Genomic DNA, 22,603 nt, shown 5'->3' on the forward strand with positions numbered 1-22,603 from the left:
GGATGAAGCACAGGTATTTGCCGCAAACAGAGCAAGATCAAAAAGAAATGCTGGATGTCATTGGCGTTCAGTCAATTGATGAGCTTTTCTCAGATATCCCAGAGAAAGTAAGATTCAAAGGCACATATAACATCAAAGAAGCCGCATCTGAAACAGAGCTCGTGCGGGAATTGTCTCGTCTCGCTGCCAAAAATAAAGATACTCTTGCCTATGCATCGTTTTTAGGTGCTGGTGTGTATGATCATTACCAGCCTGTGATTGTAGATCATGTGATTTCACGTTCTGAATTTTATACAGCATATACACCGTATCAGCCTGAGATTTCGCAAGGTGAATTGCAGGCGATCTTTGAATTTCAAACGATGATTGCGGAGCTGACCGGTATGGATCTTGCAAATTCCTCAATGTATGATGGCGGAACCGCATTAGCTGAAGCGGCGATGCTGGCTGCAGGACATACAAAGAAGAAAAAGGTTGTGGTCTCTGAGACAGTTCATCCTGAATCACGAGCGGTGCTGAAAACATATGCAAAAGGACAGCATATTGAAGTCGTCGAAGTACCTGCACGTAAAGGACAGACGGATATTGCTGCATTAGAAGAAGCTGTCTGCGACGAAACAGCAGCGGTTCTTGTACAATATCCAAACTTCTTCGGTGTCGTTGAACCGTTAAAAGAGATTGAACCGATTGCACATCAAGGGAAAAGTCTGTTTATTGTTTCAAGTAACCCGCTTGCACTTGGTTTACTGACACCTCCAGGAAAGCTTGGAGCAGATATTGTCGTTGGTGATGCACAGCCGTTTGGCATTCCAGCTGCATTTGGCGGACCTCATTGCGGATATTTCGCTGTGACGAAAAAACTAATGCGGAAAGTGCCGGGGCGTTTAGTCGGACAAACAGAAGACGAGAACGGTGTGCGTGGATTTGTACTGACCCTACAAGCGCGCGAGCAGCACATTCGAAGAGATAAAGCGACTTCTAATATATGTTCCAATCAGGCGTTAAACGCGTTAGCCGCTTCTGTTGCAATGACGGCACTTGGAAAAACAGGCATAAAAGAAATCGCCTATCAAAATGTACAAAAAGCTCATTATGCTAAAACGCAGGCGGAAAAGCATGGATTACAGGCTGAAATAGAAGGGGCCCATTTTAATGAGTTCGTGATCAAGCTTGATGAGCCTGTGAAGGAAGCTAATAAACGATTGCTTGAAAAAGGAATCATTGGCGGATATGATCTAGGGCTAGCCTATCCAAACCTTCAGCATCATATGCTTGTAGCCGTAACAGAGCTAAGAACAAAAGAAGAAATTGATACGTTCATCAAGGAATTGGGGGATCGCCATGAATAAACAAGATCAGCCGCTTATTTTTGAATTATCCAAAGAAGGAAGAATTGGTTATAGCCTGCCTGATTTAGATGTACCTGAAGAAAAGCTCCCAGCTTTATTTGATGAAACGTATATCCGCCATGAAGATGCGGAGCTGCCTGAAGTTTCCGAGCTAGATATTATGCGTCACTACACAGCATTATCTAGGCGTAATCATGGGGTCGATTCTGGCTTTTATCCTCTAGGCTCTTGTACGATGAAATATAATCCGAAAATTAACGAAAAGGTCGCACGTCTTGCAGGCTTCTCGCAAGTGCATCCGCTTCAAGAGGCAGACACAGTGCAAGGCGCATTAGAGTTACTTTATGATTTAGGTGGCCATTTAGAAGAAATCACAGGAATGGACGCCGTGACTTTACAGCCTGCGGCAGGAGCACACGGTGAATGGACGGGGCTCATGATGATTCGTGCGTATCATGAAGCAAGAGGAGATCATAAACGAACAAAAGTGATCGTGCCTGATTCTGCCCATGGAACGAATCCGGCATCTGCGACAGTCGCTGGATTTGAAACGATCACCGTCGCATCTGATGAAAATGGTCTTGTCGATTTAGAGGATCTGCGGCGTGTTGTCAATGAAGAAACCGCTGCTCTCATGCTCACAAATCCAAATACACTCGGCCTTTTTGAAGAAAATATTTTAGAGATGGCTGAGATTGTTCACGGAGCTGGAGGTAAGCTTTATTATGATGGAGCGAACTTAAATGCCGTTTTAAGCAAAGCAAGACCGGGGGATATGGGATTTGATGTCGTTCACTTAAATCTGCATAAAACCTTTACAGGTCCACACGGAGGCGGAGGTCCTGGTTCTGGTCCAGTCGGTGTGAAAAAGGATTTGATTCCATATTTGCCTAAGCCAGTACTTGTGAAGAAGGAAGGTCGTTATTATTTTGATGATGATCGCCCAGAATCCATTGGACGTGTCAAACCGTTCTATGGCAACTTTGGCATCAATGTCAGGGCGTATGCGTATATCCGTTCTATGGGTCCTGACGGCTTAAAGGCTGTAACAGATCATGCGGTGTTAAATGCCAACTATATGATGCGCCGCTTAAGTGCCCATTACGATTTGCCATTTGACCGCCACTGTAAGCATGAATTTGTTCTTTCAGGTAAACGTCAGAAAAAACTAGGTGTCCGGACGCTTGATATGGCCAAACGATTACTTGATTTTGGCTATCATCCGCCAACGATCTACTTCCCGCTCAATGTAGAAGAATGTATCATGATCGAACCAACTGAAACGGAATCAAAAGAGACCCTTGATGCATTCATTGAAGCGATGATTCAAATTGCAAAAGAAGCAGAAGAGAACCCAGAAGTCGTACAGGAAGCACCACATACGACAGTTGTCAAACGAATGGATGAAACAAAGGCTGCACGGAATCCAGTTCTTGTTTTTGAAAGAAAATAAAAAGACTCTAGGGGGCAATAGCTCCCAGAGTCATTTTTATTAATTCTTTGTTTTAATGCGGCCGCCCCATTTTTTAAAGCCGCCCTTTAAATTATAAATCTCACGACAGCCATTTTTACGTAAAGTTTGAGCTGCCTTCCCGCTTCTCAAGTTGTTTTGGCAATAGAGATAAACAGGCTTGTCAGGGCGTATTTCATTTTTTCGCTGCTTTAGTTGTGAAAGGGGGATGTTTCTTGCGCCTAAAATATGTCCGCCTTCAAACTCATTTGGCTCTCTCACATCAATGAGCTGGGCTTTGCGGTACCCTTTAATAAATTCTTCTTCCGTCAGCGTTTTCATAATACGCTGCTGATAAATGAAACTGCCGATGGAATAAAGAACGAAAAGTCCACAAAGTGAGAGGACGATATAGTTGAATATTGGCAATACGACTCGACTCCTTCTTGAGCATCAGCACAGTAGCCTGTCTGATGGTACGTTTTAGACAAATACTATTATAGTAAAGCAAAAGAAACTTGTCATCATAAATGGTCAGAATTATTTTCAATTCCTTCCCTATTTGATAGACTGATGAAGAGAGAAAACCGGTGGCTGCCACCATGATCTAACATTGACTACGTAAAAGAGAAGGGATTTTTATATGCAAAAAGAGAAATGGTGTTTCATTGATACAGGAAACCAAGACCCTGCCTTTAACATGGCAATGGACGAAGCCTTGCTTTATTGGCATAGTGAGAATCTCATCCCGCCAGTGATCCGTTTTTATGGCTGGAATCCGGCGACACTATCTGTTGGGTATTTTCAGCATGTTGAAAAAGAAATCAACATGGAAGCGGTCAAGCGCTATGGTCTTGGATTTGTCCGCAGACCAACAGGCGGCAGAGGGGTTCTTCATGATCAGGAGCTGACCTACAGCGTGATTGTGTCAGAAGAGCATCCAGAGATGCCAGCGACGGTGACAGAGGCATACCGCGTCATTTCAGAAGGTATTTTAGAGGGCTTTAAGGAACTGGGACTCGATGCGTATTTTGCCATTCCTCGTACAGAAAAAGAAAAAGAAAGCTTAAAGAATCCAAGGTCGTCTGTCTGCTTTGATGCGCCTTCTTGGTACGAGCTTGTCGTAGAAGGCAGAAAAGTAGCAGGCAGCGCTCAAACGAGGCAAAAAGGTGTGATCCTCCAGCATGGCTCGATTTTAATTGACCTTGATGAGGACAAATTGTTTGATTTGTTCCTTTATCCAAACGACCGGGTAAGAGAGCGGATGCAGCGCAGCTTTAAAAACAAGGCGGTGGCGATTAATGAAATCTCAGACCGAACATGTACGATAGACGATGCACGTGTTGCGTTTAAACGAGGGTTTGAAAAAGGATTAAATATCGAGCTTGTGCCTTATGAGCTGACAGATGAAGAATTAGCGTTTGTCCACCATCTCGCCAAAACGAAATATGCCTCAGATGATTGGAATTACAAGCGTTAAGACGAAGGACACTTCTTGTTTTTTAATGAGCGATGGTGTAGAATTGTTATGATTATTAAGTAAAGGTGCATTTTGGAGGGGTTTTATGACTACACCTAGTATGGAAGATTACATTGAACAAATTTATATGCTAATAGAAGAAAAAGGATATGCAAGAGTATCTGATATCGCAGAAGCACTCGCTGTCCATCCCTCCTCTGTAACAAAAATGGTTCAGAAGCTAGATAAAGATGAATACCTCATTTATGAGAAATATCGTGGTCTAATTTTAACCCCGAAAGGCAAAAAAATTGGAAAACGTCTCGTATACAGACATGAACTGCTAGAGCAATTTTTAAGAATCATTGGTGTAGATGAAGAGAAAATTTATGATGATGTAGAAGGCATTGAACATCATCTCAGCTGGAACAGTATTGACCGCATTGGCGATCTCGTTCAATTCTTTGAAGAAAACGATGAGCGATCCGTTCAGCTGAAAGCGATTCAAAAGAAAAACGAACAAACCAATCAAGAATCTTAAGAAAAAGGACACCCATGCCGAGGGTGTCCTTTTTGAATAAAGTTCTAATTGAAAGCAAATGCTCCTACACTATTAATAGTGTGACATTGAAAAGGGGGCTCCTTGATGAAGATAGATGGTGTGTTCTCGGGTGGAGGCATTAAGGGTGCAGCACTTGCAGGTGCCTATGAAGCACTTGAAGCGAGGGGATTTCAATTTGTCCGTCTAGCTGGAACAAGTGCTGGAGCGATCATTGCTTCACTCATCGCAGCAGGTTTTACAAGCCAGGAGATTCGGGACCTTTTAGATGAAATGGATGAGCATCAATTGCTTGACCGTAGGTGTCAATTCATCCCGTTTAAAATGCTCAGATGGGTATCTATTTATTGGCGTCTTGGTCTTTACAAAGGAGACCGGCTAGAAAAATGGCTGGCAGACATTTTAAAACGAAAAGGCGTCACCGTATTTGGCGATCTGAAAAAAGGTTCACTGAAAATCGTCGCTTCTGATTTAACGAATGGGAAAATTCTCGTCCTGCCAGATGACCTTCCTTCATATGGGTTAAATCCAGAACGTTTTTCCGTCGCAAGAGCCATTCGCATGAGCTGCAGCCTGCCGTATTTTTTTGAACCTGTCAAACTGAGGTCTTCAAAAGGAATTTGTACCATTGTAGATGGAGGAGTGCTCAGCAATTTTCCAATTTGGTTATTTGCGGAAGAGAAAAAAAGACCATTTGTCGGTGTCACATTAACACCAAACGAAAAAGAACGCCCTCAACATTCCATCCGCAATGCGTTTGAACTGTTTGGCGCTCTTTTTGAAACGATGCGTGGTGCTCATGACGAAAGGCATATTGCCACAAAACACGAACGTCATATTATTTTTATTCCGGTAGAACACGTCATTGCCACTGAATTTCATCTCATGACAGAAAAGAAAAGGGCGCTCGTCGATCTAGGTAGACAGAAGGCCGAGCAATTTTTAAAGAGCTGGACATTTTAAAATAAGGCGCGATTCTTCTTTTTGTTTTTCTTGCCTTCAATCACAGTCAAATGTGTTTGGCTTTTCTTTTTGAGAAGGACGGGCTTAGACTTGTGGTCAGTCGGCACGCTTCGCAAATGAGTGACCCGATTTTTCATATGGCTTTTCGTCTTTGGTTTAGGCTGCTGGTAGCGACGTTTTGATTGTTTGACTGCTTTACGATATAGGTTGCCTTCTGTTCCAGTTCTTCGATTCATCAGCCATCTAAAAAGGAAAAACATAACCGCTCCAATGATCACAACTGATAGCAGCATCGTAAAGAGTCTGCCAGGATTCGTTGTGAGTAAATATATAAATCCCAAAACACCTAAAGCGAAAATAATGGTAAAAGCAGGATGTACTCGGCGATTCATAACTGTCCACCTCCGAAGGAATTTACCGGATTTATAAGCTAGATCACTTGATGAGTAGAATCTGATGCTTGTTTCTCAGACGCTTCCTCTAAACGAAGAAGTTCATTAAAACTTGCAATGGCTACCTCGACTTGGTCGTCAGAGGGTTCTTTTGTTGTAAGTAATTGCAGCCAAAGGCCAGGATAGCCAAGCACTTTTAGCACTGGCACTTCACGGAGTTTGTTCGTAAGCTGAAGCACTTCAAATGAAATGCCCAGAACAACCGGAATGAGTGCCAAGCGGTTCAGAATTCTCACCCATAAAGGATCTGTCGGTACAAGTAAATAGACGAACATTCCAACAATGACAGTGAATAAAATAAAGCTGCTGCCGCATCGATAATGAAGCCGGGATTGGCTTTGGACATTTTCCACTGTGATGTCAAGGTTCTGTTCATAGCAGTTTATGACTTTATGTTCTGCTCCATGATATTGAAATACCCTTTTAATTAAAGGGGTCATGGAAATAAAGTAAATATAGCCTAATAACAGGATCAATTTAAAGAATGTTTCAACTGCGATTTGTGCGAAGTTTCCTGAGAACACAGGCCGCACAAGCTCAGCTAAAAAGACAGGTACTAGGGTAAAGACAAATTTACTAAAGAGAAGAGAGAGAACTCCGATCACAGCAATGCCGAAGATCATTGAGAATTTCGAGCCTTTTTGTTCTTTTTCAAGAGTATGATCTTCAGAAGGATCTAAGTCATAGCGCTCACTGGAGAAATTTAAGTGCTTACTGCCGTTTGCGCTTGCTTCAACAAGTGCAGCAACACCCCTAACAAATGGGATTTTCTTGAGAAAGGCGGTTCGTTTATTGGAGGTCCGGGGAAGCTTTAAAAACTCGATGGACTGGTCCTTACGCCGAATCGCTGTCACATAGTTCTTTTTACCTCCGAACATGACACCTTCTACAACTGCCTGCCCTCCATATGCTGGAGATTTTGTTTGATTGGACATATTTCATCAACCTGCCTGTTTCCTGTAATTTACATGCATTTCTTTATACCTTTATTGTACAGGAAATGAAGGGAAATCACTAGCTCACAGGTCGATTATCTACTAGAATTCTATCTACCTCTTTTTAGCCAGTATACCCTGTTTTAAAAATTTTACACTCACGCATGGAAATCCTTTTTTTTCATGACATTTTGGACATACTACTTGCTGGAGGTGTTCATATGAAACGTGATGAAAAGAAAAACCAAGAAGAAAAAAATCAGTCTGTACAAACGTCTTCGATGGTGGCAAGGGCAGCAGCTACAGGCTTTGTCGGCGGATTTTTTTGGGGATTTATCGGATTTCTGACCCATATGTTTCATTTTTCAGAGGTGAGTCCAAATATGCTTTTGCAGCCATTTGTGCTTGGTGATTGGAAAAAGGGAGGACTTGGCACATTGATTAGTATTGTGCTTTTAGGGCTTTTATCTATTGGCGCGGCCTTTATTTATTACGGGCTGTTAAAACGGATCAAAGGCTTTTGGATGGGGCTGGTGTATGGCGGGCTTTTATGGGTACTTGTTTTTTATGTATTTAATCCTATTTTCCCAGATGTCAAGCAAGTACAAGATTTACAGCAAAGCACCATTGTAACGACATTTTGCCTATATATTTTATATGGCATGTTTGTAGGGTACAGTATTTCATTTGAATACAATGAATTAACAAGCCAGAAGCTTGCGAGGGCACTCGGGAAAAAGACAGAATAAAGTGTAAATCACTCATTCATATGATAAAATATTTTTGGAAACGAAAGGTTTCTAAGGAAAAAGAAACAGACATCGATATAGATTGAATTAGGGTGAAGGAGTGGTTAAATGCCTCATTTTCTAGTGCTGAATGGGCCCAATTTAAATAGGCTCGGCAAAAGAGAGCCTGCTGTTTACGGAAGTAAAACGCTGACAGATTTAGAAACGGATTTGTTTCAATTCGCAGAACGAGCAAATATCCAATTAACATTTTTTCAATCGAATCATGAAGGTGATTTGGTTGATGCGCTCCACGAAGCAGAGGAGCAGTACGATGGCGTCGTGTTTAACCCGGGTGCTTTTACCCACTATAGCTATGCACTAAGAGATGCCATTGCAAGTATTTCTTTACCTGTCATCGAAGTACATATCACAAATGTTCATAAAAGAGAGGAATTCCGCCATCACTCAGTTCTTGCGCCAGTCTGCCAAGGTCAAATTGTTGGACTTGGTCTAGAAGGGTATAAATTGGCGATTCGTTATTTGGTCAGTGATGGGGGAGCGGGATCATGAAACTTGAAAAACTAAGAAATCTTTTAAACGAATTAGAAATTGACGGTCTAGTGATTACGAGCAGCTTTAATTTACAATACATGACCAGCTTCACTGGATCAGCTGGTCTTGCCGTCGTTTCAAAAGATCGAGCAGCCTTTATTACCGACTTCCGCTACACAGAGCAAGCCAAGGACCAAGTAAAAGGCTATGACATCATTGAACATAAAGGAAACATTGTAGAAACTGCTGTCCAAACGGCAAAGGCATTTGGGGTCAAACGTCTTGGGTTTGAACAGAACCATATGACATTTGCCACATATCAGCAGTACGCAGGCAAAGCAAGCGGTATAGAGCTTGTTCCTGTCTCAGAATCAGTTGAAAAGTTGCGCTTGATTAAGTCTAATGAAGAGATTAAGATATTAGAGGAAGCTGCGAAGATTGCAGATCACGCCTTTGATCATATTCTCACTTACATCAAGCCGGGCCTGACAGAAATTGACGTCATGAACGAGCTTGAATTTTTCATGAGAAAAGAAGGTGCTGAGGGATCTTCATTCGATATGATTGTTGCTTCAGGCGTTCGTTCAAGCCTGCCGCATGGGAGAGCAAGTGAAAAAGTGATTGAATCCGGTGATTTGGTTACACTGGATTTCGGTGCTTACTATAAAGGCTATTGTTCTGATATGACAAGAACAATCGCTGTAGGAACGCCAAGCGACAAGCTAAAGGAAATTTATCATATCGTATTAGAAGCAGAAAACGCTGGTGTGGATAGAATCAAGCCAGGCTTAACAGGAAAAGAAGCTGATCGCATCACACGAGACATCATTGAAAAGTATGGCTACGGTCAATACTTCGGGCATTCGACTGGACACGGGCTTGGTATGGAAGTACATGAAGCGCCTGGTCTTTCTTCACGCTCAGAGGTCGTGTTAGAAGAAGGAATGGTTGTGACAGTAGAGCCGGGAATTTACTTACCGGATGTCGGCGGCGTGAGAATTGAGGATGATATTGTCCTGACAGCTGACGGCAATAAACGATTGACCCACTCACCGAAAGAACTTATCATATTATGATGGTGAAATGTAGGAGGATGACAAAATGATTTCAGTAAACGATTTTCGTACAGGCCTGACAATTGAAGTGGACGGCGGTATTTGGCGTGTAGTGGATTTCCAACACGTAAAACCAGGAAAAGGCGCAGCATTTGTCCGTTCGAAACTGCGTAACCTGCGTACAGGTGCAATTCAAGAAAAAACATTCCGTGCAGGTGAAAAAGTAGCGAAAGCTCAAATTGAAACAAAAACAATGCAATACTTGTATGCAAATGGCGACCAGCATGTATTCATGGATACAAGTTCATACGAACAGCTTGAACTAAGCGAAGCGCAAATCAAAGATGAGCTGAAATATTTGCTTGAAAATATGTCGGTTCAAATCGTGATGTACGGTGATGAAACACTTGGAGTAGAACTTCCAAACACGGTAGAACTAGAAGTAGTAGAAACAGAGCCTGGTATTAAAGGTGACACAACATCAGGCGGCTCAAAACCTGCGAAAACAGAAACTGGTTTAATCGTCAACGTTCCTTTCTTTGTGAACCAAGGAGATAAACTAGTGATTAATACATCTGATGGTTCATACGTTTCAAGAGCGTAATGAACGAAGAAAGACTGTAAACCTCGAGTTTACAGTCTTAGCGTGTAGACAAACCCTCGCATTCTTTGTCAGTCCTGCGTGCCGGTGCTCACGAATGTTAAATTCGCTCCGCTCCGGTACTCGTCCTTCCTAGACTGCAAAGGTTTTCATGTCACGCTGAAAAGAAGACAAAAGACTAAAATAAAGTTCATTTTAGCCCTTTGTCAACAATCTGAGACTGTAAACCTCGAGTTTACAGTCTTTTTTTATTGAAAAAATAACGCCTCTCCAAACACTTCTCTCTCTATTCTCTCATTCATCTCTCTTCCTTCTGAAAAACAAGACTACTTCCAGCTAGTGAAGCATATAGTGTAAAAAAAGCTGGAGGTTCTATATGAAACAATTTCTTTTCCCGGGCATACACCCGTCAGTCGCTGCAATGGCAGGCATGAGATTTTTATCAGCGACCATTGAACTGACGGCCGCCATCCTCATTTTACTTACAAATGATGTACGTAAAGCGGTTGTCATCAATAGCATTCTAGCGATCATCGGGCCGCTCATTTTTATTATCACCATGACGATTGGAATCTATCAAATCGCAGGGCAGTTATCCTATGCAAAGCTTGTGTTTATTTTCATGGGTGTCGTGTTTATTCTTGTTGGGATTTATAAGTGAATGGCTTGGCATAATTAACGCCACACATCATACATTTTAGAGAAGAAAAAAAGGAGGGGAATTCGTTGCGGAGTTTGTTGGATATTCTCCCGCATTCGATTGGACAAGAGCTCAGCCTGCTGAAAGAAGCAGAATGGGCGCAAATAGAAGAAATCCGCATTCGCACAGATCGTCCGGTTGAATTGATGCAAGGAGGAAAACCGCGCTTTCTTTCCTATCATACAACAGGAGAAGACGCATCACAGCTATTAGGCAGGCTAAGTAATTACAGCATGTACACACTTGAAGAAGAGCTAAAACAAGGCTATATCACCATATCTGGCGGACACCGGGTAGGACTTGCTGGAAAAGTAATCGTTGAAAATGGTGTCGTCAAAGGCTTGAGAGATATTTCGTCATTTAATATCCGTATTGCAAAAGAAAAAATCGGCATGGCCCTGCCCTTTCTCCCTTATTTATATGAACAACATTGGTGCAACACACTCATCATTGGTCCTCCGCAAACAGGGAAAACGACATTGCTGCGTGATGTAGCGCGTCTTGCGAGTACAGGAACGAAAACCATCCCTGCTAGAAAAACAGGCATTGTGGATGAACGCTCTGAGATAGCCGGGTGTATAAGAGGGGTGCCGCAGCATTCTTTTGGACACCGGATTGATGTACTGGATGCGTGTCCAAAAGCTGAAGGGTTAATGATGATGATCCGTTCCATGAGTCCAGAGGTCATCATTGTAGATGAAATCGGAAAAAGTGAGGATGTACAGGCACTTTTAGAAGCGATCCATGCTGGAGTCACCATTATCGTCTCAGCTCATGGGTATTCACTGGAGGACCTATATAAACGGCCATCATTCGAGCCGTTATGGCAGTTTCGAGTATTTGATCGGTATGTTGAATTAAATAGAAAAAATGGTCCCGGCACGATCGGTCGGATGTATGACCAAGATGGACAAGAGATGAAGTATAGGCAGGGAGTGGACGTATGCTAAAGCTCATTGGCGCTATTTTCATCGTCGCGGCCACGACTTGGGGAGGATTTGAGTTTGCCAAACGATACAGCGACCGGCCTAAGCAAATTCGGCAGCTTCGGTTTGCTCTCCAATCTCTTGAAGCTGAAATCATGTATGGTCAAACACCTTTAGCTAGAGCCGCTGATCAAATTGCATCGCAAGTAGGGCCACCTGTGAATCGATTATTTGAACAATTTGCAGAAAAACTCAAAGCCGGCACCTTTTCAGCAAGGCATGCATGGAACGAAAGTTTAGAGGACGTTTGGAAAAAGACCGTTTTGAAAAAAGGCGAATATGAAGCGCTGAAGCATTTTGGAGAAACTCTTGGTCAGCATGATGTCACTGCTCAGCAAAAATATATCAAGCTGGCGTTAGGTCATTTGGAATCAGAAGAGAAAGAAGCTGAAGTTGCCCAAGCGAAAAATGAAAAAATGGTGAGGAGTCTTGGATTTTTAAGTGGATTACTACTGATTCTGTTATTGATGTGAGAAGAAGGGAGTCGAGAGCATGGGCGTTGATGTAAACGTCATTTTCCAAATCGCAGGAGTAGGCATCGTCGTGGCCTTTCTTCATACGATTTTGGATCAAATGGGGAAAAAAGAGTACGCTCAGTGGGTGACACTGCTTGGGTTTATCTACATTTTATTTATGGTGGCAACCATTGTAGATGATTTGTTTAAGAAGATTAAAGCCGTATTTCTATTTCAAGGATAGGGGAGGGCTTACAAATCGAAATCATTCAAATTGTTGGCCTTGGTTTAATTGCTACTTTTCTAGCTTTAATCGTCAAAGAACAAAAGCCAACCTTCGCCTTTATGCTTGTTGTGTTTACAGGGTGTGTGATTTTTCTTTATTTAATCGATCAAATCTATGCCATTATCTCCATGATCGAAAAAATTGCGGCAAGTGCCGGTGTCAATATGAAGTACGTTGAAACCATTTTGAAAATCATCGGAATTGCCTATATTGCAGAATTTGGCGCCCAGCTCACAAAAGATGCAGGACAAGGCGCCATTGCTTCGAAAATAGAGCTTGGCGGCAAGATTCTCATCTTGGTCATGGCGGTCCCGATTTTAACGGTCATCATTGAGACCATTTTAGGCATGATCCCGTCCATGACTTGATTGAAAAGAGGTGATGTTAATGAAACGGGTGATGGCTGTGGCGGGGCTTATCATGTTCTTTTGGATGATGGTTCCGTATGCAAATGCAGAAGAAAATGAGCCTTTATCAAGTGAAGAACCGGTCGCAGAAGAAGCGGCGAGTGGACAGGCTGATGCATTAGAGCTTCATTCCATCAATGACTTTTGGGAAACCATATTGGACGAGTATGGCGGCTTTCTCCCTGAAAGCCAAAAAGGCACAGTGAAGGAAATGATTGATGGCGATAAAGAGTTGTCTCCCCAAACGTGGCTGAAGGCATTTGTTCATTATCTTTTTCATGAGGTCATTGCCAATGGAAAGCTTCTAGGCACATTGATTTTACTCACCATCTTTTGTTCGCTTTTGCAGCTTTTACAAAACGCTTTTGAGCAAAGCACTGTCAGTAAAGTCGCATACGCTCTTGTTTATATGGTGCTCATCATTATTGCATTAAACAGTTTTCATGTCGCCATTTCTTATGCAACAGAAGCGATTCAAACGATGACCAGTTTTATTCTTGCTCTTATTCCTCTTTTATTAGCGCTCATTGCTTCATCAGGCGGAATTGTTTCTGCCGGATTCTTTCATCCTGTGATTTTATTTTTAATGAACACGAGCGGCATTTTTATTCAGTATGTCGTTCTTCCGCTCATCTTTTTATCCGCCATATTGAGCATTGTCAGCACGCTGACGGAACAATACAAGGTCACCCAGCTGGCTCAGCTGTTAAGAAATGTGGCGATTGGCGGACTTGCTGTTTTTCTCACCGTTTTTCTCGGCGTCATTTCCGTCCAGGGAGCATCTGCTGCTGTCAGTGACGGCATTGCGCTTCGGACAGCCAAATTTATTACAGGAAATTTCATTCCTGTTCTCGGCCGGATGTTTACAGATGCGACAGATACCGTCATCAGCGCCTCAGTGCTGCTTAAAAATACGGTTGGCCTTGTTGGTGTCGCCATATTGATCTCAATTGCGGCTTTTCCGGCGATTAAGGTGCTGTCGCTCGCCCTTATTTATAAGCTTGCCGCCGCCATTCTTCAGCCTTTAGGGGGCGGACCGATTATAAGCTGTCTTGATGTCATTTCAAAGAGTGTTCTGTATATATTTGCTGCACTAGCTGTTGTGTCACTGATGTTCTTTTTAAGTATTACCGTCATCATTACAGCTGGCAATCTCACAATGATGATGAAGTAAGGAGGGGGCACCTTTTGAGTTTTCTCACAGAATGGATCACAAGTATTATCCTATTTATTTTATTTGCTATTGTGATTGATCTTTTGCTTCCTAATTCAAGCATGCAGAAATATGCAAAAATGGTCGTCAGCCTACTGCTGATCGTTGTGATGCTTAATCCGATCTTTGCTTTATTTCGTGCCGATCCTGACCAAATTTTCTCGGAATTAATGAAGGGAAAGGAAGAAGCGCAATCAGAAGAAATAAAAAATCAGATGAATTTAGAAAAAAAAGAAATACAAGCCTCACAGCGTGCATATATTTTAAAGCAAATGGCTGTCCAACTAGAAAAAAGCGCAAAAGAGCCACTGGAGAAGGAGAGCTATGAAATGAAACACGTAGAAGTGTTGGCAGATGAAGAGCACCTTGATCAGAACATGGAGGTAGATCAATTCCGCATCAAAGCAGTCCTCTCCCCGCTCACAGGTGATGCTGTAGAAACGGTGGCAAAGGTCGACATTGATCTCTCCAGGCAAAAGGAGGAAAGCGCTGGATCGTCACCAAAAGAGATGGCGAGAGTAAAAGAGACGCTTGCGGATGTATGGAATACAAGTCCTGAACATATTGCGCTGAACATTGAGGGAGGTGACGCAGCAGATCATGAATAACAAGGACTGGAAACAAAAGCTGAAATCATTGTTCCAACCACCTGAAAAAGGTGAAGGAAAACCAAAATTAACGAAGCATCATTACTTGCTGCTTGTATTCATTATCGGCGTGTCGTTCATGTTAGTCAGCCAGATTCTCTCACCACCATCAAGCAAACAACAGGCTGCTGTTCCAGCATCTAAAAAAACATCTTCAGAGGAGCAGACGGTGTTCAAACCAGCGTCGTCAAGCAAGGAGAAAAACTCAATTGAGGATGTTGAGCAAGAGTACGAAAATCAGTTGAAAGAAATTTTAGAGACGATCATTGGTGTTGAAGATGTGTCCATTGTGGTCAATGTAGATGCGACGTCTTTAAAAGTTTTTGAAAAAAACAAATCCAATAAAAGCACAACGACAGAGGAAACAGATAAAGAAGGCGGCGTGCGAAGTGTGACGGATCAAACAAAGGAAGAAGAGATCGTCATCATCAAAAACGGCAATGAAGAAACACCTGTTGTTGTCCAAACGAAAAAGCCTGAAATTCGAGGTGTTCTCGTTGTTGCTCAAGGAGTAGACAACGTTCAAATAAAGAAAACCATCATTGAAGCGGTTACACGAGTGCTTGATGTACCGAGCCATAGAGTGGCTGTTGCCCCTAAAAAAATCAAGGAGGATTCGGAATGATGTTAAAAAAACAAACGGTTTGGCTATTAACGATGCTAAGTTTAGTTGTCGTATTAAGTGTGTACTATATCATGTCCCCACAAGGTGAGAATGCAGTGACAGTAGAAGATACGAAATCAAAAGGAATGGAAGAGAAAAAGACTGAAACAGAAAAAGGAACGGAAAAAGGCGCAGGTGACAAGTCAACTGACAAAGAAACAAATGCCAAACAAGAAGATGTTGAAACAAGTGGTGAAGAAGGAAAGGCTGTTTCAGAGCAGACAGACGATGAGCTTTTCACAACATACAGACTAGAACTAGAAGATAAGCGCAGCAAGCAGCGCGAAGAATTTAACGAAATCGTGTCTAGTGATGATGCAACAGCGCAAGAAAAAAGTGAAGCGTATGATCAAATGACAGCTCTTAGTGAGGCAGAAGGAACAGAGCGTCAGCTGGAGACATTAATTAAAACAAAAGGATATAAAGATGCTCTTGTGAGTGCTGAAGGCGATAAAGTGAGCATCACGGTTCGTTCTGATAAAAAATCAAAGTCCCAAGCAGCAGATATTATTGATTTGGTCACAAAGGAAATGAGGGGGCTTGATAACGTAGCCGTCACTTTTGAGCCATCGAATCAATAAAAAATGAACCAGCGCCCTTTGCTGAAAAGGGCGTTTTTTATGCGGTTTGGCGGCCTTTTTAAGATGCCTGAATGGAGCGTTTCATCACAATAGTAGTTGAATTCAACGAAATCCTCCTGTAAGATGGTTATAGTATGTAGTTTTAGTACTAGCCTATAAAAAAAGATAAATCCATACATAGGGGTGCAAATCCATGTTAAAAATTGAAGAAATTCATGAACTGATTAAATTAATTGACGAATCTACAATTGATGAATTTACGTACGAAAATGAAGGTGCAACAATCAAACTGAAAAAAAATAAAGAAGTCGTTCAGCAAGTTGCGGCACAAGCACCAGTGGCTCCTGTCCAAGCAGCTCCAGCTCAACAAGCTCCGAAAGCACAAGCTCCAGCTCAGACCGAAGCCCCTGCACAAGAGGCAGTTGCGTCTGAAAATCTGCATAAAATCACATCCCCAATGGTTGGCACATTTTATGCTTCTTCTTCACCAGAAGCAGATCCTTACGTGACAACAGGTTCTAAGGTGAAGGAAGACTCAGTTGTATGTATCGTTGAAGCGATGAAACTGTTTAATGAAATCGAAGCAGAAGTAAAAGGTGAAATCGTCGAAGTATTAGCTGAAAACGGTCAGCTTGTAGAATTCGGACAACCCCTCTTTCTAGTGAAAGCAGAGTAAGGAGTACGATCATGATTAAAAAGCTATTAATTGCAAACAGAGGAGAAATCGCAGTTAGAATCATCCGCGCTTGTAAAGAGCTTGGAATTGAAACCGTTGCGGTATTTTCTGAAGCGGATCGAGATGCGCTGCATGTTCAAATGGCTGATGAAGCATATTGCATCGGACCGACTGCTTCAAAAGATAGTTATTTAAATGTGACAAATATTGTCAGTGTTGCAAAGCTGACAGGTACAGATGCCATTCATCCAGGATACGGATTCCTTGCTGAAAATGCAGATTTTGCAGAGCTTTGCGAAGAATGTAATGTCATTTTTGTTGGACCAACTGCATCAGCGATTTCCAAAATGGGAACAAAAGATGTGGCAAGAGAAACAATGAAGCAGGCAGGCGTACCAATTGTCCCTGGTTCTCAAGGAATTGTAAAAGACCTTGATGATGCCGTTTCAACCGCAGCAAGTATTGGGTATCCTGTTATTATCAAAGCAACTGCAGGCGGCGGCGGTAAAGGTATCCGTGTAGCTCGTACAGAAGAAGAGCTCATCAACGGTGTCAAAATCACGCAGCAAGAAGCAGCGCAGAACTTTGGTAACCCAGGTGTTTATTTGGAGAAATTCATTGAAGACTTTAGACACGTGGAAATCCAGGTGCTTGCTGATCAGCATGGGAATACGATTCATTTAGGTGAGCGTGATTGCTCCATTCAAAGAAGAATGCAGAAGCTTCTTGAAGAAACACCATCACCAGCACTGAATGCAGATATTCGTGAGCAAATGGGAGAAGCAGCTGTGAAAGCAGCAGAAGCTGTTGAATACACAGGGGCTGGAACGGTCGAATTCATTTATGATTATAATGAAGAGAAATTTTACTTCATGGAAATGAATACCCGTATCCAAGTAGAGCATCCTGTTACGGAAATGGTCACAGGTGTTGACTTGATCAAAGAACAGATCATGGTTGCATCAGGTGAAAAGCTTTCTCTTACTCAAGAGGATGTCGTATATGAAGGCTGGGCAATCGAATGCCGTATTAATGCAGAGAACCCAGAGAAAAACTTCATGCCTTCTGCAGGTGAAATTAAAATGTATCTTCCGCCAGGCGGACTAGGTGTACGTGTTGATTCTGCTGCTTATCCGGGTTATGTGATTCCGCCATATTACGATAGTATGATTGCAAAAGTCATCACATATGGTAAGACGAGAGAAGAAGCGATTGCAAAAATGAAACGTGCGCTTCAAGAATTCGTCATTGAAGGAGTCTACACAACCATTCCATTCCACCTTAGATTGCTTGAGCATGAAACATTTGTGAGCGGTAATTTTAATACGAAGTTTTTAGAAACGTATCAAATTATGAAATAATAACAGCTTTCGGAGGTGAATGATCGTGTCAGAAAACAATTTGCTTGAAATGAACCTTGATGAAGATCAATTGGGAAAAGTGCAAATTGCGCCAGAAGTGATTGAAGTCATCGCTGGGATTGCTGCTTCAGAGGTTGAGGGAATTGCGGAAATGCGCGGCAACTTCGCTGCTGATGTGGCAGAACGCTTTGGTAAGAAAAATCACCGTAAAGGTGTAAAAGTAGATGTCTCTGATGAAGGCATCACAATTGATGTGTATTGTGTGGTTGAGTTTGGCCTGTCCATTCCAAAGGTATCCACCGCTGTTCAAGAAAATATCCGTCAAACCCTTTTAAACATGACCGCCTTAACGATTAATGAAATCAACATTCATGTGGTGGGCATTCAATTTGATACAAAAGCACCTGAGGCTGAAGTAGATCAAGAAATGTAAAAAGGGTTGAAGTGAAACCAAGGAGGCATCGCCTCTTTGGTTTTTTAAAGCCCATTTTTGGGTGAGTTCCGAATAATGATTACGTCACGCTTTGATTTATTCGTTTTTCGCCGTAGCTCGCATGGATCTTGGTGCGACCACGTTCAAAATATGTTATGATCTCTGTATGGCTTAACGACAAGCGGATAAAGTGGTTAAAGGAGTAAATGATGAAAAGAAGAACTGCAAGAGAAAAGGCGCTACAAACATTATTTCAAATTGATGTCAGCAATATTGATCCGAAAGAGGCCATTACACATGCGCTGGATGAACAAGAATCAGATCCTTTTTTCGAGGAACTGGTTTTCGGTGTGCTTGAACAAAAGGACAAGCTCGATGACATGATTTCACAGCACCTTGTGAATTGGAAACTCGATCGTATTGCGAACGTAGACAGAGCCATTTTAAGGCTGTCTGTATACGAAATGGTATATCAAGAAGACATCCCGGTTAGTGTTTCAATGAATGAAGCCATTGAACTGGCTAAAGTGTTTGGTGATGATAAAGCACCGAAATTTGTAAATGGCGTACTTTCAAACATTAAAAACGACCTAAAGCAATAGGAGGATTCGACATGACCGCAACAATCATCGATGGAAAAGAAACAGCAAAAGAAAAGCGTGAACAATTAGCAAAAGAAGTAGAAGAGCTAAAACAAAAAGGAGTCACACCTGGTCTTGCCGTTATTCTAATCGGTGATGATCCGGCCTCACTTTCTTATGTGCGCGGGAAGAAAAAAGCAGCTGAAGCCATGGGCATGCATTTTCAGCTTGATCATTTAGATGCTTCTTTAACAGAAGAAGAATTGCTTCAGCTAATCGATCAGTACAATGCGAACGATCAATTCCACGGGATTCTTGTTCAGCTTCCACTGCCAAAACATATTTCTGAAAAAGCCGTCATTGAACGTATCTCACCAGAGAAAGATGTAGATGGTTTTCATCCGCTGAATATTGGGAAGATGCTGCTTGGTGAAGATACATTCCTTCCATGTACACCAGCAGGTATTGTTGAATTGCTGAACAAAACCGGTGTCAATCTTTCTGGAAAAGAAGTAGTGGTTGTGGGACGAAGCAATATTGTCGGCAAACCAGTTGGACAATTGCTGTTAAACGAAAATGCAACTGTCACATACTGCCACTCCAAAACGGCGAACATTTCAGAACATACGTTAAAAGCGGACATTTTAGTTGTTGCCGTCGGTCGAGCAAACTTTATTAAAGCTGACCAAATTAAAGAAGGCGCTATTGTCATTGATGTAGGAGTCAATCGTCTAGAAACAGGGAAACTTGTAGGGGACGTTGACTTTGAAGCAGCAAAAGAAAAAGCTTCTTACATCACACCAGTCCCTGGCGGAGTTGGTCCAATGACGATTACGATGCTTGCACACAATACGGTTAAATCAGCAAAACGTACATTATCATAAGCTTGATCCATTCATCCACCTGCGTGCTGCCGGTGGATGAATGTGCGTTTTTGAAGAGGAGGAATACGTCATGAGTGAAAAAGCCTTTGTGACGGTCACAGCCCTTACAAAATACATAAAAAGAAAATTTGATGTTGACCCTCATTTAGAAGATATTTGGATCAAAGGTGAGTTATCAAATGTGAAGATTCATTCAAGAGGGCATGTTTATTTCACCTTAAAGGACGAACATGCACGTATGCAAGCTGTCATGTTCCAGCGTTCTGCGTCCAAGCTGCCCTTTTCACCAAAGAGCGGAATGAAAGTGTTCGTACGTGGAGGAATTCAAGTATATGAGCCGAGCGGCAGCTATCAATTATATGCTAAGGAAATGCAGCCTGATGGTGTTGGTGCTCTTCATCTTGCTTACGAAGAGCTGAAGAAGAAACTAGCAAGTGAAGGCTTATTTGATGAGCGCTATAAAAAAACAATTCCTGAATTTCCAGAGGTCGTTGGTGTCATTACATCCCCAACAGGAGCAGCTGTTCGAGATGTCATTACCACGATCAATCGGCGCTATCAGCAGGCCAAGATCATTGTGCTTCCGGCATTAGTCCAAGGAGAAAATGCTCCGCGTTCGATTGTGGAACGGATTAAAGAAGCCAATGAAAAACAGCTTTGTGATGTCTTGATTGTCGGGAGAGGCGGAGGATCGATTGAAGAACTTTGGGCCTTTAATGAAGAAGCAGTCGCAAGAGCGATCTTCGCATCAGACATTCCAATCATTTCTGCAGTTGGGCACGAAACAGACTTTACCATTAGTGATTTCACTGCAGACATGAGAGCACCCACACCAACAGGAGCAGCCGAACTAGCTGTTCCAAGCACCGCCGACTTAATCGAACGAATCAAATCAATCGACATTCGGTTAACAAGAGCAGTAAAAAATCGAACGTCACAAGCAAAAGACCGTCTTGTGGCACTTCAATCCTCTTATGCTTTCCGTTTTCCAAAGCGATTACAAGAGCAAAAAGAGCAGCAATTTGATATGGTATTTGATCGTTTTCAAAAACAGCTGACAAGACAAATGGAACAAAAACGGAGTCAACTCGAGCGTGAGATCTATAGACTTAAACCGCTTCATCCAAAAGAGCAGCTGCTTCAGGCGAAAAAACGGCATGTCAATCAAACAGAACAGCTCATCCGAAGCATGAATGTGCAAATGAAAACAATTCATTCGCAGTTCCAATCGGTTCTTGGTAAACTAAATGCATTAAATCCACTTCAAGTGATGGAAAGAGGCTATAGTTTAGCCTATAAAGAAGATGAACTGGTTAAAAGTGTGAATCAAGTAGAAACGAAGGATCAGCTGGCCATCACAATGAAGGATGGACGTCTCATTTGTGAGGTCATTGAGAAGGAGGAGCAATCATCATGACAGAATCAAATAAACAAAAAGAAGAACAAATGACATTTGAAGAGGCGATGAAAGGTTTAGAAGAGATTGTTGGGAAGCTTGAAGAAGGAGATGTACCGCTTGAGCAAGCCATCCACTATTTCCAAGAGGGGATGACACTTTCAAAGCTTTGTCATGAGAAATTACAGCATGTTGAAAAGCAAATGGATTTCATTTTAAAAGAGGACGGTGAACTGGCTCCTTTTTCAGTGAAGGAGGCAGATGCTGGTGACAAGTAACTTAACTGAATTTTTGACAACAAGAAAACAGGCAATTGAAGATTATTTATTTACATATGTTCAGGAATTAACTATTCCAGAGGACTTGAAAGCTTCGATGCTTTATTCTCTTAAAGCAGGGGGGAAAAGACTGCGCCCTGTTCTTGTCCTTGCTCTTTTAAATGCGTATGGAAAAAGGGAAGAAGACGGCATACCAGTGGGCTGTGCGGTGGAAATGATTCATACGTATTCATTGATTCATGACGATCTTCCTTGCATGGATGATGATGACCTGCGCAGAGGAAAGCCGACCAACCATAAAGTATATGGAGAGGCAACTGCGGTTCTTGCAGGTGATGCGCTTTTAACGGAAAGCTTCCGCCTCATCACATCGCAATTATCGGATCGTGTACCAGCTGAGCAAAAGCTCAAAATCATCGATGAACTTGTAAAATCAGCAGGTGCACTTGGAATGGTTGGCGGGCAATTTGATGATATGGAAGCAGAACAAAAGCAAATCCCTCTTTCTGAACTAGAATCAATACATGCCCGTAAAACTGGAAAGCTTTTGACCTTTAGTGTGGCAGCTGGCGCAATGCTGGCAGGTGCATCTGATGATGATATCGAAAAGCTGAGAGAATTCAGCTACCACATTGGCATTGCTTTTCAAATTCGAGATGATATTTTAGATCTCGAAGGAAGCGAAGAAAAAATAGGAAAACGGGTCGGCTCCGATACGGCAAATGAAAAGTCGACATATCCTTCTTTATTAACGCTTTCAGGAGCGAAAGAAAAACTTGATGAACATATCACTCGTGCGAAAGAAATTGTCTCAAATCTTGATTTAGAGCAACACTTGCTGCATGATTTATGCGATCTGATTGCCTCAAGAGATCATTAAAAACAGCCTAGATTTGAGGGGCTTCGAGCAATTGTGGTAAACTGTAAACAGTTTATCGTGATGAGACAA

29 protein-coding genes are annotated in these 22,603 nt (G+C 42.2%); 26 read left to right on the forward strand and 3 right to left on the reverse strand.

Annotation, left to right across the window (positions count from 1 at the left end; translation table 11 throughout):
* Window positions 1-2 precede the first annotated feature (2 nt).
* Entirely contained in the window at window positions 3-1,349 is a 1,347-nt protein-coding gene (gcvPA, locus tag BK049_RS15985) for an aminomethyl-transferring glycine dehydrogenase subunit GcvPA (RefSeq protein WP_071168939.1), read from the forward strand.
* A complete protein-coding gene (gene gcvPB, locus BK049_RS15990) occupies window positions 1,342-2,802 on the forward strand; it encodes an aminomethyl-transferring glycine dehydrogenase subunit GcvPB (protein WP_008360257.1) in 1,461 nt (486 codons plus the stop codon). The genes gcvPA and gcvPB overlap by 8 nt, the downstream gene beginning before the upstream one ends.
* A 39-nt stretch (window positions 2,803-2,841) precedes the next feature.
* On the opposite strand, the gene BK049_RS15995 is transcribed toward gcvPB, so the two are convergent.
* Entirely contained in the window at window positions 2,842-3,222 is a 381-nt protein-coding gene (locus BK049_RS15995; RefSeq protein ID WP_071169246.1) for a rhodanese-like domain-containing protein, read from the reverse strand.
* Window positions 3,223-3,442: 220 nt separating this feature from the next.
* Between BK049_RS15995 and BK049_RS16000 the strand changes: the two genes are divergently transcribed.
* The 3 genes from BK049_RS16000 to BK049_RS16010 all read left to right on the forward strand — a co-directional run bounded on the left by BK049_RS16000 (window position 3,443) and on the right by BK049_RS16010 (window position 5,780).
* On the forward strand, window positions 3,443-4,279 hold the full coding sequence (locus tag BK049_RS16000) for a lipoate--protein ligase family protein (protein ID WP_071168940.1): 837 nt from the start codon (window positions 3,443-3,445) through the stop codon (window positions 4,277-4,279).
* An 85-nt stretch (window positions 4,280-4,364) separates the two neighbouring features.
* Window positions 4,365-4,799, forward strand: a complete 435-nt coding sequence (gene mntR / locus BK049_RS16005; RefSeq protein ID WP_003215946.1) for a transcriptional regulator MntR — start codon at window positions 4,365-4,367, stop codon at window positions 4,797-4,799.
* Window positions 4,800-4,904: 105 nt separating this feature from the next.
* A complete protein-coding gene (locus BK049_RS16010) occupies window positions 4,905-5,780 on the forward strand; it encodes a patatin-like phospholipase family protein (protein WP_008360263.1) in 876 nt (291 codons plus the stop codon).
* On the opposite strand, the gene BK049_RS16015 is transcribed toward BK049_RS16010, so the two are convergent.
* The gene (locus BK049_RS16015; RefSeq protein ID WP_071168941.1) at window positions 5,777-6,172 is read right to left on the reverse strand and encodes an SA1362 family protein; all 396 of its coding nucleotides are present in this window, start codon (window positions 6,170-6,172) and stop codon (window positions 5,777-5,779) included. The two genes, BK049_RS16010 and BK049_RS16015, sit on opposite strands and share 4 nt — an antisense overlap.
* Window positions 6,173-6,210: 38 nt before the next feature.
* Window positions 6,211-7,167 (reverse strand): DUF1385 domain-containing protein, encoded by a 957-nt coding sequence (locus BK049_RS16020; protein WP_008360268.1) that lies wholly within the window; start codon window positions 7,165-7,167, stop codon window positions 6,211-6,213.
* Between the two features lie 221 nt (window positions 7,168-7,388).
* On the opposite strand from BK049_RS16020, the gene BK049_RS16025 reads away from it, so the two are divergent.
* The 21 genes from BK049_RS16025 to BK049_RS16125 all read left to right on the forward strand — a co-directional run bounded on the left by BK049_RS16025 (window position 7,389) and on the right by BK049_RS16125 (window position 22,534).
* Window positions 7,389-7,916, forward strand: coding sequence for a YqhR family membrane protein (locus BK049_RS16025; protein ID WP_071168942.1), 528 nt, complete (start codon window positions 7,389-7,391; stop codon window positions 7,914-7,916).
* A gap of 108 nt (window positions 7,917-8,024) precedes the next feature.
* Window positions 8,025-8,468, forward strand: coding sequence for a type II 3-dehydroquinate dehydratase (gene aroQ, locus BK049_RS16030; RefSeq protein ID WP_008360272.1), 444 nt, complete (start codon window positions 8,025-8,027; stop codon window positions 8,466-8,468).
* The gene (locus BK049_RS16035; RefSeq protein WP_174549256.1) at window positions 8,462-9,526 is read left to right on the forward strand and encodes a M24 family metallopeptidase; all 1,065 of its coding nucleotides are present in this window, start codon (window positions 8,462-8,464) and stop codon (window positions 9,524-9,526) included. The genes aroQ and BK049_RS16035 overlap by 7 nt, the downstream gene beginning before the upstream one ends.
* A gap of 25 nt (window positions 9,527-9,551) precedes the next feature.
* Window positions 9,552-10,109, forward strand: coding sequence for an elongation factor P (gene efp / locus BK049_RS16040; protein ID WP_007501192.1), 558 nt, complete (start codon window positions 9,552-9,554; stop codon window positions 10,107-10,109).
* A gap of 373 nt (window positions 10,110-10,482) precedes the next feature.
* Complete coding sequence (locus BK049_RS16045) at window positions 10,483-10,767, forward strand: YqhV family protein (RefSeq protein ID WP_008358631.1); 285 nt, start codon at window positions 10,483-10,485, stop codon at window positions 10,765-10,767.
* Between the two features lie 65 nt (window positions 10,768-10,832).
* On the forward strand, window positions 10,833-11,756 hold the full coding sequence (gene spoIIIAA, locus BK049_RS16050) for a stage III sporulation protein AA (RefSeq protein ID WP_071168944.1): 924 nt from the start codon (window positions 10,833-10,835) through the stop codon (window positions 11,754-11,756).
* Window positions 11,750-12,265, forward strand: coding sequence for a stage III sporulation protein SpoIIIAB (spoIIIAB, locus tag BK049_RS16055; RefSeq protein ID WP_008358628.1), 516 nt, complete (start codon window positions 11,750-11,752; stop codon window positions 12,263-12,265). The genes spoIIIAA and spoIIIAB overlap by 7 nt, the downstream gene beginning before the upstream one ends.
* A 19-nt stretch (window positions 12,266-12,284) precedes the next feature.
* Window positions 12,285-12,491: a stage III sporulation protein AC gene (spoIIIAC, locus tag BK049_RS16060; RefSeq protein ID WP_003153142.1), complete on the forward strand. Its 207-nt coding sequence runs from the start codon at window positions 12,285-12,287 to the stop codon at window positions 12,489-12,491.
* A complete protein-coding gene (spoIIIAD, locus tag BK049_RS16065) occupies window positions 12,488-12,901 on the forward strand; it encodes a stage III sporulation protein AD (RefSeq protein WP_087978339.1) in 414 nt (137 codons plus the stop codon). Before spoIIIAC ends, spoIIIAD begins: the two co-directional genes overlap by 4 nt.
* 31 nt (window positions 12,902-12,932) lie before the next feature.
* The gene (gene spoIIIAE / locus BK049_RS16070) at window positions 12,933-14,114 is read left to right on the forward strand and encodes a stage III sporulation protein AE (protein WP_425304344.1); all 1,182 of its coding nucleotides are present in this window, start codon (window positions 12,933-12,935) and stop codon (window positions 14,112-14,114) included.
* Between the two features lie 14 nt (window positions 14,115-14,128).
* Window positions 14,129-14,761 (forward strand): stage III sporulation protein AF, encoded by a 633-nt coding sequence (gene spoIIIAF / locus BK049_RS16075; RefSeq protein WP_071168946.1) that lies wholly within the window; start codon window positions 14,129-14,131, stop codon window positions 14,759-14,761.
* Complete coding sequence (gene spoIIIAG, locus BK049_RS16080; RefSeq protein ID WP_008358621.1) at window positions 14,754-15,425, forward strand: stage III sporulation protein AG; 672 nt, start codon at window positions 14,754-14,756, stop codon at window positions 15,423-15,425. The genes spoIIIAF and spoIIIAG overlap by 8 nt, the downstream gene beginning before the upstream one ends.
* Complete coding sequence (locus BK049_RS16085; RefSeq protein ID WP_008358619.1) at window positions 15,425-16,045, forward strand: SpoIIIAH-like family protein; 621 nt, start codon at window positions 15,425-15,427, stop codon at window positions 16,043-16,045. The genes spoIIIAG and BK049_RS16085 overlap by 1 nt, the downstream gene beginning before the upstream one ends.
* 193 nt (window positions 16,046-16,238) lie before the next feature.
* Entirely contained in the window at window positions 16,239-16,721 is a 483-nt protein-coding gene (gene accB / locus BK049_RS16090; RefSeq protein WP_071168947.1) for an acetyl-CoA carboxylase biotin carboxyl carrier protein, read from the forward strand.
* An 11-nt stretch (window positions 16,722-16,732) separates the two neighbouring features.
* The gene (accC, locus tag BK049_RS16095) at window positions 16,733-18,082 is read left to right on the forward strand and encodes an acetyl-CoA carboxylase biotin carboxylase subunit (protein WP_008358616.1); all 1,350 of its coding nucleotides are present in this window, start codon (window positions 16,733-16,735) and stop codon (window positions 18,080-18,082) included.
* Between the two features lie 25 nt (window positions 18,083-18,107).
* A complete protein-coding gene (locus BK049_RS16100; protein ID WP_034280262.1) occupies window positions 18,108-18,515 on the forward strand; it encodes an Asp23/Gls24 family envelope stress response protein in 408 nt (135 codons plus the stop codon).
* Between the two features lie 209 nt (window positions 18,516-18,724).
* Window positions 18,725-19,117 carry a transcription antitermination factor NusB gene (nusB, locus tag BK049_RS16105; protein ID WP_008358612.1) on the forward strand — a complete coding sequence of 131 codons (393 nt, stop codon included), beginning with the start codon at window positions 18,725-18,727 and terminating at the stop codon, window positions 19,115-19,117.
* A gap of 11 nt (window positions 19,118-19,128) precedes the next feature.
* Window positions 19,129-19,980: a bifunctional methylenetetrahydrofolate dehydrogenase/methenyltetrahydrofolate cyclohydrolase FolD gene (gene folD, locus BK049_RS16110; RefSeq protein ID WP_008358610.1), complete on the forward strand. Its 852-nt coding sequence runs from the start codon at window positions 19,129-19,131 to the stop codon at window positions 19,978-19,980.
* Between the two features lie 70 nt (window positions 19,981-20,050).
* The gene (gene xseA, locus BK049_RS16115) at window positions 20,051-21,397 is read left to right on the forward strand and encodes an exodeoxyribonuclease VII large subunit (protein ID WP_071168948.1); all 1,347 of its coding nucleotides are present in this window, start codon (window positions 20,051-20,053) and stop codon (window positions 21,395-21,397) included.
* Window positions 21,394-21,654, forward strand: a complete 261-nt coding sequence (locus BK049_RS16120) for an exodeoxyribonuclease VII small subunit (protein ID WP_003215880.1) — start codon at window positions 21,394-21,396, stop codon at window positions 21,652-21,654. The genes xseA and BK049_RS16120 overlap by 4 nt, the downstream gene beginning before the upstream one ends.
* The gene (locus BK049_RS16125; RefSeq protein ID WP_174549241.1) at window positions 21,638-22,534 is read left to right on the forward strand and encodes a polyprenyl synthetase family protein; all 897 of its coding nucleotides are present in this window, start codon (window positions 21,638-21,640) and stop codon (window positions 22,532-22,534) included. The genes BK049_RS16120 and BK049_RS16125 overlap by 17 nt, the downstream gene beginning before the upstream one ends.
* The last annotated feature ends 69 nt before the right edge of the window (window positions 22,535-22,603 follow it).

The organism is Bacillus xiamenensis, from assembly GCF_001857925.1.
GTDB classification, from domain to species: Bacteria; Bacillota; Bacilli; order Bacillales; family Bacillaceae; genus Bacillus; species Bacillus xiamenensis.